Below are 12,128 nucleotides of genomic sequence, written 5' to 3' on the forward strand. Positions count from 1 at the left end.
TATTTTAGTTTTAGGCAATCAGATGGCTATGACAGTCCATTGCGATATCGTCAGCGCGGAAGGGGAAATCTTTTCCGGCCTGGTCGAGATGGTGATTGCGCACGGTGCACTGGGTGATCTTGGTATCGCCCTGGGTCACGCGCCGCTGATCACTAATCTCAAGCCGGGTCCGATCCGCCTGGTCAAGCAGGGCGGGGAAGAGGAGGTGTTTTACATCTCTGGTGGTTTCCTCGAGGTTCAGCCGAACATGGTCAAGGTTCTTGCCGACACCGTGCAACGTGCTGCCGACCTGGATGAAGCCTCTGCTCAGGAAGCCGTTAAGGCTGCCGAGAAGGCCTTGCATGAACGTGGCGCCGAATTCGATTACGGTTCTGCTGCCGCACGTCTGGCCGAGGCTGCAGCTCAGCTGCGCACCGTCCAGGCGATCCGCAAGAAGTTTGGCCACTAATAGGCCATCGCTTGTTGTGCGATTGATTAAAAAGGGTAGCCTCGGCTACCCTTTTTTCTTTTTCGACTTTCATAACCTTGGTCGCAGTTGCTGACCACCCAGGATAGCCAGTCATGTCTCTTGAAATCGTTATTCTCGCTGCTGGCCAAGGCACACGCATGCGTTCGGCATTGCCGAAAGTCCTGCACCCGATTGCCGGCAACTCAATGCTCGGCCATGTTATCCACAGCGCCCGGCAACTTGATCCACAGCGCATCCACGTGGTGATCGGTCATGGTGCCGATGCAGTGCGTGAGCGTCTGGCGGCGGATGATTTGAATTTCGTCCTGCAGGACCAACAATTGGGCACTGGCCACGCGGTTGCGCAAGCGGTGCCGTTCATCGAGTCCGACGCCGTGCTGATTCTTTACGGTGATGTGCCGTTGATCGAAGTCGACACCCTGCAACGTTTGCTCAAGCAAGTAGCGCCGCAGCAACTCGGCCTGCTGACTGTCGAACTGGACGACCCGACGGGCTATGGTCGCATCGTCCGTGACGCCGACGGCAAGGTTGCTGCCATCGTCGAACAGAAAGACGCCAACGAAGCCGAGCGTGCGATCACCGAAGGCAACACCGGCATTCTGGCGCTGCCGTTCGCAAAACTTGGCGAATGGATGAGCCGGCTCTCCAACAACAATGCCCAGGGCGAGTATTACCTGACCGATGTGATCGCGATGGCGGTGGGCGACGGACTGGTAGTGGCGACCGAGCAACCTGACGATGCCATGGAAGTGCAGGGCGCCAACGATCGCAAGCAGCTTGCCGAGCTTGAGCGTCACTATCAGCTGCGCGCCGGTCGTCGTTTGATGGCTCAAGGCGTGACCCTGCGCGACCCGGCGCGTTTCGATGTGCGCGGTGAAGTCACCATCGGTCGCGACGTGCTGATCGATATCAACGTTATCCTCGAAGGCAAGGTGGTCATCGAAGACGACGTGGTGATCGGTCCGAACTGCGTGATCAAGGACAGCACTTTGCGCAAAGGCGTGATGATCAAGGCCAACAGCCACATCGAAGGCGCCATTCTCGGTGAAGGCAGCGATGCCGGTCCGTTCGCCCGTTTGCGTCCAGGCACGGTGCTGGAGGCTCGCGCCCATGTGGGTAACTTCGTCGAACTGAAAAACGCCCACATGGGCGAAGGCGCCAAGGCCGGTCATCTGACTTACCTGGGCGATGCCGAGATTGGCGCCCGCACCAATATCGGCGCAGGCACCATCACCTGCAACTATGACGGCGCCAACAAGTGGAAAACCGTGTTGGGTGAAGATGTGTTCATCGGCTCCAACAATTCGTTGGTCGCGCCTGTGGATATCTCCAATGGCGCCACCACCGCGGCCGGTTCGACCATTACCCAGAATGTGGATAACGCACAACTGGCTGTGGGCCGTGCGCGCCAGAAGAACATCGACGGCTGGAAGCGCCCGGAGAAAATCAAGAAGTCCTGAGTTATCCACAGCCAAGGGAATCGTCTTCGCGGGCAAGCCTCGCTCCTACAGGGTTCACGTCGTTCGCATTGACATCCACCTGTAGGAGCGAGGCTTGCCCGCGAAGCTTTTTTATCGCCCCACGCTTGACGAAGTTTCGCTTATAGGTTTTGATTGCTTTCGTTATCTTACGAATCGAAACTTAGCAAATCATGTCGAAGCGCAATACACCTCAACGCCGTCACAATATCCTCGCCTTGCTCAACGAGCAGGGCGAAGTCAGTGTGGATGACTTGGCCAAGCGCTTCGAAACGTCGGAAGTTACGATCCGCAAGGATCTTGCCGCGCTTGAAAGCAACGGTCTGCTGCTGCGTCGTTATGGCGGCGCCGTCACCATGCCTCAAGAATTGGTGGCCGACATCGGCCAACCGGTTTCCAAATACAAGCAGGCCATTGCCCGCGCCGCCGTCACGCGGATTCGCGAGCATGCGCGGATCATCATCGACAGTGGCAGCACCACGGCGTCGATGATTCCGGAACTCGGCCAGCAACCGGGCCTGGTGGTGATGACCAATTCCCTGCACGTCGCCAATGCCTTGAGCGAACTCGAACACGAGCCGGTGCTGTTGATGACCGGCGGCACGTGGGATCCGCATTCCGAGTCCTTCCAGGGGCAGGTTGCCGAGCAAGTACTACGCTCTTACGACTTCGATCAATTGTTCATCGGGGCCGATGGCATCGACTTGGTGCGCGGTACCACTACCTTCAACGAATTGCTGGGACTGAGCCGGGTCATGGCCGAAGTCGCCCGCGAAGTGGTCGTGATGGTGGAGGCCGACAAGATCGGCCGCAAGATTCCCAACCTGGAGCTGCCATGGAGCAGCGTCCATACCCTAATTACCGATGATCGCCTGCCGCTCGAGGCACGGGATCAGATTCAGGCCCGCGGAATCACATTGATTTGCGCGGCTGTCAGTCAGGAGAAATAGCATGTGTGGAATTGTCGGCGCAGTCGCAGAACGTAACATCACCGCCATCCTGCTCGAAGGCCTGAAACGCCTGGAATACCGTGGCTATGACAGCGCCGGTGTGGCGGTCTACACCAATGACGAAACGCTCGAGCGTCTGCGCCGCCCGGGCAAGGTCAGCGAGCTGGAATTGGCCTTGGCCGAAGAGCCGCTGGTCGGTCGCCTCGGTATCGCCCACACCCGCTGGGCGACTCACGGTGCGCCGTGCGAACGCAACGCCCACCCGCATTTCTCCGGTGATCTGGCGGTGGTGCACAACGGCATCATCGAGAACCACGAAGCCCTGCGCGGGCAGCTCAAAGCCTTGGGTTACGTGTTCACCTCGGACACCGATACCGAAGTCATCGCCCACTTGCTGCAGCACAAACTCAAGGATCTGCGCGATCTGACCGCGGCCTTGAAGGCTGCCGTTAAAGAGCTGCACGGTGCTTATGGCCTGGCGGTCATCAGCGCCCAGCAACCGGACCGACTGGTCGCCGCCCGCAGTGGCAGCCCGCTGGTCATTGGCCTGGGCCTGGGTGAAAACTTCCTGGCATCCGACCAATTGGCGCTGCGTCAGGTGACTGACCGCTTCGTGTACCTGGAAGAAGGCGATATCGCTGAAATTCGCCGCGACAGCGTGCAGATTTGGGACCTGAGTGGCCAACCCGTCGAGCGCGAAGCGGTGCAGTATCGCGACAGCGCCGAAGCGGCTGAAAAAGGCGCGTTCCGTCACTTCATGCTCAAGGAAATCCACGAGCAACCGGCCGTGGTGCAACGCACGCTGGAAGGTCGCATGAGCCAGAACCAGGTGCTGGTACAGGCCTTCGGTCCGCAGGCTGCCGAACTGTTCGCCAACGTACGCAATGTGCAGATCGTCGCGTGCGGCACCAGTTACCACGCCGGCATGGTTGCCCGTTACTGGCTCGAAGAACTGGCCGGCGTCCCGTGCCAGGTCGAAGTCGCGAGCGAATTCCGTTACCGCAAAGTGGTGGTGCAGCCCAACACGTTGTTCGTGACCATCTCCCAGTCCGGCGAAACCGCTGACACCCTGGCCGCCCTGCGCAATGCGAAAGAGCTGGGTTACCTGGCCAGCCTGGCGATCTGCAACGTCGGCATCAGCTCGCTGGTGCGTGAATCCGACTTGACGCTGCTAACCCAGGCCGGTCGGGAAATCGGCGTGGCCTCGACCAAAGCGTTCACCACTCAATTGGTCGGTCTTCTGTTGCTGACCTTGTCGCTGGGTCAGGTTCACGGCTCGCTGGCCAAAGGTGTCGAGGCGACACTGGTTGAAGAGTTGCGTCGCCTGCCAACCCGTCTGGGTGAAGCCTTGGCCATGGACAGCACCGTCGAAAAAATCGCCGAGCTGTTCGCCGAGAAAAAACACACCCTGTTCCTCGGTCGTGGCGCGCAATTCCCGGTGGCAATGGAAGGGGCGCTCAAGCTCAAGGAAATCTCCTACATCCACGCCGAAGCTTATCCGGCCGGCGAGCTGAAACACGGTCCGTTGGCGCTTGTGGATAACGACATGCCAGTGGTCACCGTGGCGCCGAACAACGAACTGCTGGAGAAGTTGAAGTCCAACCTCCAGGAAGTCCGCGCCCGTGGCGGCGAGCTGATCGTTTTCGCAGACGAGCAGGCCGGCATGACCGATGGTGAAGGCACGCACGTGGTGCAGATGCCGCACATCCACGACATCCTGTCGCCGATCCTCTACACCATTCCGCTGCAGTTGCTCTCGTATTACGTTGCCGTGTTGAAAGGCACCGACGTTGACCAGCCGCGTAACCTGGCGAAGTCGGTGACGGTGGAATAAGTTATCCACAGGTGATCGAACCCTATGTTTTTGATCAATAAAGGTCGGCACAAACAAACAAAGGTCGGCACAAACAAATAAAGATGAACACGAGTAGATTTTCCGGGAGTAAAATTGGGGCGGCCATCAATTGGCTGCCCTTTTTTTTGGGTAAGTGACTGATGTAGATTTCGTCCGATGGAATGCTCCCCCCGATATGAACCCTTCATCCCCCTCCACTCGTGCCAGAGTGTCGTTCAATCCCAGTCGGGTTAAAAAACTGACTACGGCATACATTGATCAGAAAATTCGTGCAGGGCTCGGTCAGGGAGTGCTCGGCGAGTACCAACCGTGGTTGCAGATCACCTCCTTCGCATCTCGTGGTTCATCCAGGGTCACGCGGGGCGTAAAAATCCCTCGGACGCACCATACGCTCTCGGACAGTGAGTATGAGTTTCTGGTTCTGGTGGAATTCAACCCGGATGTAATTGACATACGGGAGCAATTTCCTTTGCTGGAGTACTTCGAGACACACGCTATCGCTATTAGCAAAAATATCCGGCCTGCGCTATATCCGCAATCTTCGGTTCCGCATGTTTACACTACGGATTTTATGCTAACAATGAAAGGCAAAGATGGCGGCACGTTCCTACATGGCGTTTCACTCAAGTATAAACAGGAACTAAAAGAAGCTAACAAGCGGAAAAGATTGCGCATTTTTGAAAAATTAGAGGTTGAAGAAGAATACTGGACGCGCCGAAATATCAGTTGGGATTCTCTTTACTATGAAGATTTCCCTTATTTTCGGATTAAAAATCTAATTATGATTAGGGGCTACGCAGCGATTAAACCATCGCTCGCTGTGGATAAGAACATAAAGTTGATTATCCGCTATTTCACGCTGCTTGGCCCTCACGCTTTAGATAAAATCTCGTTGTCAGTACTTCTTCACAAAATCGCAAAGTATTTGTATATATTATACGCAGATGTCAAAGCATTGTTCTTCTACATGGTATGGCACCACATCATAACAATTGATCTAGATAGTCATGTTATTACTATGGCACGGCCCGTAACAATATTACCCGAATGCCTAACCGCCAACTCAGTCCACACCGGAGTGTCGCTCAATGAATCAGATCAACGTCAATCTGGTACTGACGCCCGTTGAGGGAGCAGCGCTATTAGAAAAGCCTACTAGGGTACTGGATATTGACCGACGATCTAGGCTGTTGCTGCTGATCAGTATGGAGGCTAATCTAAAGAAGCCTTGGATTGCGAACCTTGACGATTTTCTTCATGCACTCAAAAGCGGTCAAATCAGAGTATCTACTGAGGAGCCGATGAAGTTTATGATGAGACTTGAGGATGAAATACCTGATGCACAGAAATGTTCTCGGGACCAAGCCTGGCTTATCATAAAAGAGCTCGTCGAGCACAAACTTGCGAGCGAGTTATTCAGTGATGGCTGTTTCGGTAGTATTGTTGCTCGACATGCAGCCAAGATGGGTGTTACTAGGAAGAAAGTGTACTCGCTGCTGTACAGGTACTGGGCATATGGTCAGACAAAAAATGCTTTGTTGCTTGACACGACTAAGTTCGGTGCTCCTGGAAAGCGCAGAATAGCAACTCCTGGAAAAACTTTAGGACGCCCTCCTAAATATCGAGGGTTAATCATTGAAAGGGTAGCGGTTCCCATATCAGAATTGCATTTACTCTCAATAGAGACTGCTTTCGCGCGTTTCAGTAATGGCGAAGAAGGGAGCATGCGCTCCGCTTTTGACTGGATGTTGAAAGAGTACTACCTGACAACATACTCAGATGGCAGTCCAGGTAAGCTTCGCCGTAATGAGCATCCTACTTTTCGCCAGTTCACATATTATTCAGCCAAATATTTTGATGCTTTGCGCGCCCTGATGGGGCGCGGCGGTATGATTAGGTGGAATAAGGATTATCGACCACTTACAGGAACTTCAGTAGATGGATTGGCTGGACCATGCCATAGGTATGAAGTCGACGCGACTATTGCCGACGTATATCTAGTTCATCGTGTTAACCGCAACTGGTTAATTGGCCGCCCCGTTTTGTACGTTGTCGTCGACGCCTACTCTAGAATGATTGTCGGCATTCACGTGGGCCTGGAAGGACCTAGTTGGGAAGGCGCTAGGCATGCTCTTTACAACGCTTTCACTCCGAAAATTGATTTCTGCAAACGCTATGGTATCGAGATCGCCGAGGAGGACTGGCCTTGTCACCATATACCTATTGAGATCTCTGCTGATCGTGGTGAGCTGCTAAGCAAAGCAGGTGAGTCGATGACCAACGCCCTCGGACCCACGCTGAAGATTGCGCCTCCGTTTCGGCCGGATTGGAAGGCTATCGTGGAGAGCAGGTTCCATATAATTAACAAAGATTTGAATCTAAAATTTATTCCTGGCGGCGTTGATGCGAGACGTCAGGAACGGGGTGACAGGGACTACGAGTTAGATGCTGTACTGGACATTGATATGTTTACCAGGCTAATTATTTACCAAGTTCTCAAGCATAACAAAACACTTCACCTGCCTCATTTAGCTACTAATCGAATGGTTGAAGATGAAGTCCATCTCAATCCTCTAAGTATCTGGGAATGGGGCATGCAAGAAAGTATTATCAACTGCCATGTTAGGCCAAGCGCTGAAATTAAAATTGCTCTGCTGCCATCGGCTGATGCGACTGTGAGGCGAGGAGGGATCTTCTTCAAAGGCATCCTATATACCTGCGATCTTGCAGAAAAAGAACAGTGGTTCGCGCGATCGCATAATTTACGGATGCAGAGGGTTAAAATCTGGTACGACCCTAATAGCGCAGACAACGTATGGATCCGCGATGGTGGTGATTTTTTGCCATTGCGCATAGTTGATTACGAAGTCGAAAAATACAGTGGATTCCGTTTAGAGGAGATTGAAGATCGATATGAGGCGCTGCGTCACCCTTCCCCTGACGAAAGGTATGTCGATTTAAACGAGTCCGCCAATCTTAAGGCGCATATCGATGTCATTTTGGAGCAAGCAAAGGAGCTCAAAAAAAAATCTCCACCCCGGAAATCCAAAGCAGACTTCAAAGCTAATAAACGGGAAAAACGTGCATCGGAAGCCGATGTTGAGAGGGCTGCGGATGTGCAGAAGCTCCACGAAATTAGGCTTGGGGAAATTCTTAGGGGGGCTAGTCCTATAATTGCAGACATTCCTAAGCCTGATGTTTCGCCGCGAAAAAAGGCCATTTTGCAGTTGGTTCATAACTCCCTGCGTGGGGCTGCCGAAAATGAATGATGCTCATGTGGAAGCCGTGTACACACCGACGGGTCTGTCCCACTATGATGGGAACCCGCTAATAGAGGCGCTGCCGCGTATTTACACCGATGAGGAGGTCGTAAATCTCATCAGGAATTATCCGCCGCTTCCTACGCGGGGAGAGCTCTTGCTTCCAGCCAAGGTTCGCGCCCACTGTATCAGCCGTGTAGATACTGCAGTCCTTCCCCTAGATATGCATCTCCGATTTGAAGGTGCTTTCGGGCAACTGCTCCGACATGGGTACACCGCACGTAACCCATTTAGCAGAGATACTGTCGCGATGCAGCACGCCTCGACAGAGGAACAACTGAAACACTCCGGGTTTAAATCTTCCGCGAATACCCTGACAGTCATTGGTCTCAGTGGCATGGGGAAGACGACCATGCTTAACGCGATCGTCAAAATGTATCCACAGGTGATATTTCATCATTCGTACAATGGCAAGCCAATAAAATCCCCTCAGGTAGTCTGGTTGAAGATCGAGTGCCCGCACGATGGCTCGCCTCGGGGTCTGTGTGCGTCATTTTTTGCAGCACTCGACCAAGCACTCGGTACTAATTACACGGACAAGTTCATCAAGGTTCGCAACAGTATCAGCGTGTTAATGCAGCGCGTGAGCCAGATGTGTCGTACTTACCACGTCGGTGTGCTAATTATTGACGAAATGCAGAATCTCAACTCAGCCCCAGAAGGCAGCGACAAGCAAAAGCTTCTGAATTTTTTCGTTGCGTTATCTAATGATGCTGGGGTGCCGCTCGTGCTCTCAGGCACCAACGCTACTTTCAAGCTGTTCTCGCGCGTGGTCCGAAACGCCCGACGAGCGCTTGGAATGGGCGAGTTCTATTTCGACCGATTCACCGCTGACGATCCTGAATGGCAGTTTTTGGTTGAATTTCTTTGGGGCTACAGCTGGGCGGATTCCACTGTCGCCCTAGATCAGGGTTTACAGTCCAAGATATTCGATCTGACCCAAGGTAATACCGATTTTCTGGTAAAGCTTTTCACCCTGGCTCAAAGACATGCTGTCTGCGAAGGGGCACCCGTGACTGGCGAGTTGCTGCAGTACGTTTACGATACTCAGATGACCATCTTGCACAAGCCTATCGAGGCGCTTCGTAGCGGCGACCCCGACCAGGTTAACGATTTTGAAGACATGATGCCCGCCAAAGATCAGGTTGCTTTGATGATGTGCGCCGACTTGCAGCGCAGGGTTCGAAGGGTTGATCGTTCTTTACTTTTACACAGGACCACCGCCGAAACTCTGAGTCCTCCCGCCGCTTCTATACCGAAGCCCGTCAAAGCAAAAGTGGCATCTGTCCCGCCTGTCGATACCAAAAGCAAGGCTCGGAAAATTGTCGAATCAGACGACTGGGAAGAAGCGATGAAAGGGCCCGAAGCAATAGGCAAACCTTCAATAAAGCTCTGGTGATGTGCGATAGTCATTCTGGAGGTCTGATGGACAGCCTCAGGTTTTTTCCCACACCATTTCAAGGTGAAACCTTGCATAGCATGGTTTCGCGCTATCACCGGCTGACGGGAAGCTTCAGTGTTCGGCGGACTTTGTGCGAGCTCTTTGGAAGGTAAAGCCGAACTCTTCAATCTGATTTCCCATGCTGTCTAGATTTCTTCGAAAGCCAAACAGGTATTGCTGGAGTAGCGGATAGCCACACTGTCCTCCCGTTGTTCATCCCTTTCATAGGCCCCGGCAAAGAACAAATCGCGCGCCGTTTGATGGGCGGGATGTCAGGTGTTGGCCTTAAAATGACAATTGGGGTGACCGCCGCAGGTTTTGAAAGGCACCGTACTCTTCGCCTGTGCGCAGAATGCGCTCAGCGCGACATTTCAATTGAAGGGGTGGCATATTGGCATTTGATTCACCAAGCCAGCGGCATCGTGGTTTGCCCAATCCATGGTTGTGCCCTGAGCGGAGTAGTGGAGAGCGCGTTGGAAAAACTCCACGACTCGCTATGTTTTCCCCTCGATGAACGGGTTCAACAGCACGCTGTGCCTTACTCGCTGACAAGCTTTCAGGCACAGCGGATGCTCAACCTGGCCAGGCTGATCGATTGGGGATTTTCCAATCCAAAGTTAGCTTCTTTGTTATTGGAAAGGAATTACCTGGCTTCTCGGATCGAGACGATGTGTTTCTTGAGATCTGGCCGATTTGCCCTTCGTGATCTGCAGAATTTCCTTGCTCATTCGTTAAGTACTTATCCACAGCTCGTTGAATTCGAGAGACTGGTTGGCCAAGGCGCGGTATGTCCTGCATGGCCGATCAGTCTGATCAGGAAGCGGCTTCGGGTGCACCACCCTCTGTATCATTTCTGCTTGCTCGAACTCTTGGGGGTAACGTGCGAAGACTGCGAGCTATTCCTACGAGAGGAAGGCAGTTATCTACGGCCCGCGCCGATTGCTCGTGGCACTGCTGTTGGCTCATCAGCTTTGGATCAAGAATGCTTGGCGCGGCGCACCTCGTTTAGCGATCAAGCGTTACTGTCGGGGGCCAGGAACGCTTCGGATTACATGTGGCTATATCGTCATGATCGACAATGGCTGACTGAATATTGCTCGATACATCGACTCCATACACCGGGTCCGACCAGAGTGGATACCGTTGAGAGATATACCTTACTTGCCGCGCGTATCGATAAGGCAGCAGCAGCAATCGTCGCCGCGCCGGGGAAGCCTATTAAGATTACGATCGCATCGCTGTCGCGAGAATTGGGCGTATCAGAAGCAACCTTTGATAATCGAGGACGTCACCCTCAATGTGGCGCTGCCCTCAAGCGTTGGATTGAGTCACGGCACGCATTCCAGCTTCGCAAAGTCGCCTGGGCAGCTAGGGAATTAACCTTAAGGTATCGCGGAATAGGGAAATCGAGTTTGTTGCGTAAAGCAGGAATCAACGTCTGTGTTCTTTCCGACGAAGAGCTAGCAATGTATATAGATTAGCCAAATTAGTCCTCCTGAGCTGATGCTAGGATCCGCTCCCGTGGGACGAGACCCAACTGCCGAATAGAATGCTCGGAGGTGGCCGACTTTAAACCTGGAAGCTCGTTCAGCTTCTAAAGCGGAGTCGGCTACACTCACAATCTTTCGGTCAAAGTAGTAGTTTCGACATCTCGTTTATATGATTCAGCTTTTCGATACGCGAAGTACCCTAATTTAATTAGGGATGAAAGCGTAGGACTTGGAAAGTTTGACCAAGCTGATGGTAAGCCATTTTTATGTATCCCAGGTCCTAATATTTTAATTATGTCCTCAGACACCGCGACGTAATCGATATTCTCGATTTTACCATATCCTAATTCGCATAATCTTTGACGTATTAGCTTTTTGCTATTTACATTGGGAACATGTGTAATGTCAATACTGATAAGGTCAGCGGAAAACTCTGATAGCTGAAAGTGGTGTGGGGTCGGTGCGTTATCATATTTGAGGGGCGCATAACTTTTATGACATTGATAAAACCCGGTTATGTGATGCCATTTTATTGCCGTTGAGCAGGCAATGCAGACAGACTTCAATGGCCCGGCATGTTTATAACATACGGTTAGGCCTGGCACGATGTGTTGCCTGTGAATGTAGGCTACGCCCACGCTCTCGATATCTTCAGTTACACATTGTTCACAAATACTCCATTTTTCAGTTGGTGTAATAACCGTGGTTATTTTTTTTAATATCCCTAGTTTTTTTGCTATCGGATGTAGGGTCGTGTCAGTTAGTACACGTTCCTGATCACAAATCTGTCTGATTGATCTTGGAAGTATCTCTGTATTGTCTTTGTCTCGGAACGAGATGCGTTGAGTTTCGTAATCATTTTTTGAGAATTTATATTCGCATTGTAGTTCTTTGTTTCGGCGAATAAATGATCCAATATACTCGTCTGGGAAATAAGTTGAGATAATATCCATGCATCACGGCTCGATTAGAATTGAGCAGATTATACCATTTGTACGTAGCACAACTCTCCCCATGCGACCAGTTTCAGCAATCAAACATCATAATCCTTAAGCTCAGCTTGGTCCTTCTGTAAGGTCAGAAAACAAAGACTCGACATTTAAAGGTCGTGGCGTGAGTGCGGAT

At 52.3% G+C, this 12,128-nt stretch carries 9 protein-coding genes; 8 read left to right on the plus strand and 1 reads right to left on the minus strand.

The window, feature by feature from the left end; all coding sequences use genetic code 11:
- The first annotated feature begins 22 nt into the window (after positions 1–22).
- From ACIPL2_RS26920 to ACIPL2_RS26955, 8 genes are all read left to right on the plus strand, one after another.
- Complete coding sequence (locus tag ACIPL2_RS26920; RefSeq protein WP_401361636.1) at positions 23–448, plus strand: F0F1 ATP synthase subunit epsilon; 426 nt, start codon at positions 23–25, stop codon at positions 446–448.
- 113 nt (positions 449–561) lie between these two features.
- Positions 562–1,929: a bifunctional UDP-N-acetylglucosamine diphosphorylase/glucosamine-1-phosphate N-acetyltransferase GlmU gene (glmU, locus tag ACIPL2_RS26925; protein ID WP_401361507.1), complete on the plus strand. Its 1,368-nt coding sequence runs from the start codon at positions 562–564 to the stop codon at positions 1,927–1,929.
- Positions 1,930–2,117: 188 nt separating this feature from the next.
- On the plus strand, positions 2,118–2,897 hold the full coding sequence (locus ACIPL2_RS26930) for a DeoR/GlpR family DNA-binding transcription regulator (RefSeq protein ID WP_401361638.1): 780 nt from the start codon (positions 2,118–2,120) through the stop codon (positions 2,895–2,897).
- Position 2,898: 1 nt separating this feature from the next.
- Positions 2,899–4,731 carry a glutamine--fructose-6-phosphate transaminase (isomerizing) gene (gene glmS, locus ACIPL2_RS26935; RefSeq protein ID WP_401361509.1) on the plus strand — a complete coding sequence of 611 codons (1,833 nt, stop codon included), beginning with the start codon at positions 2,899–2,901 and terminating at the stop codon, positions 4,729–4,731.
- A 196-nt stretch (positions 4,732–4,927) separates the two neighbouring features.
- Positions 4,928–5,881: a TnsA endonuclease N-terminal domain-containing protein gene (locus ACIPL2_RS26940; protein WP_401361511.1), complete on the plus strand. Its 954-nt coding sequence runs from the start codon at positions 4,928–4,930 to the stop codon at positions 5,879–5,881.
- Positions 5,841–8,021, plus strand: coding sequence for a Mu transposase C-terminal domain-containing protein (locus ACIPL2_RS26945; RefSeq protein WP_401361513.1), 2,181 nt, complete (start codon positions 5,841–5,843; stop codon positions 8,019–8,021). Before ACIPL2_RS26940 ends, ACIPL2_RS26945 begins: the two co-directional genes overlap by 41 nt.
- Entirely contained in the window at positions 8,014–9,471 is a 1,458-nt protein-coding gene (locus tag ACIPL2_RS26950; RefSeq protein WP_401361515.1) for an ATP-binding protein, read from the plus strand. The genes ACIPL2_RS26945 and ACIPL2_RS26950 overlap by 8 nt, the downstream gene beginning before the upstream one ends.
- Positions 9,472–9,722: 251 nt before the next feature.
- Positions 9,723–10,994, plus strand: a complete 1,272-nt coding sequence (locus tag ACIPL2_RS26955) for a TnsD family Tn7-like transposition protein (protein ID WP_401361517.1) — start codon at positions 9,723–9,725, stop codon at positions 10,992–10,994.
- 134 nt (positions 10,995–11,128) lie between these two features.
- Here ACIPL2_RS26955 and ACIPL2_RS26960 read toward each other — a convergent pair whose 3' ends face one another.
- Positions 11,129–11,956, minus strand: coding sequence for a hypothetical protein (locus ACIPL2_RS26960; protein WP_401361519.1), 828 nt, complete (start codon positions 11,954–11,956; stop codon positions 11,129–11,131).
- Positions 11,957–12,128: the final 172 nt, after the last annotated feature.

This window comes from Pseudomonas sp. NPDC086251, from assembly GCF_044746405.1.
GTDB lineage: Bacteria > Pseudomonadota > Gammaproteobacteria > Pseudomonadales > Pseudomonadaceae > Aquipseudomonas.

Bases quoted from the DNA above. Each gene is read 5' to 3' on its own strand.
- glmS (WP_401361509.1), top strand. From the start codon at position 2,899: ATGTGTGGAATTGTCGGCGCAGTCGCAGAACGTAACATCACCGCCATC.
- ACIPL2_RS26940 (WP_401361511.1), top strand. From the start codon at position 4,928: ATGAACCCTTCATCCCCCTCCACTCGTGCCAGAGTGTCGTTCAATCCC.
- ACIPL2_RS26950 (WP_401361515.1), top strand. From the start codon at position 8,014: ATGAATGATGCTCATGTGGAAGCCGTGTACACACCGACGGGTCTGTCC.
- ACIPL2_RS26920 (WP_401361636.1), top strand. From the start codon at position 23: ATGGCTATGACAGTCCATTGCGATATCGTCAGCGCGGAAGGGGAAATC.
- ACIPL2_RS26960 (WP_401361519.1), bottom strand. From the start codon at position 11,956: ATGGATATTATCTCAACTTATTTCCCAGACGAGTATATTGGATCATTT.
- glmU (WP_401361507.1), top strand. From the start codon at position 562: ATGTCTCTTGAAATCGTTATTCTCGCTGCTGGCCAAGGCACACGCATG.
- ACIPL2_RS26945 (WP_401361513.1), top strand. From the start codon at position 5,841: ATGAATCAGATCAACGTCAATCTGGTACTGACGCCCGTTGAGGGAGCA.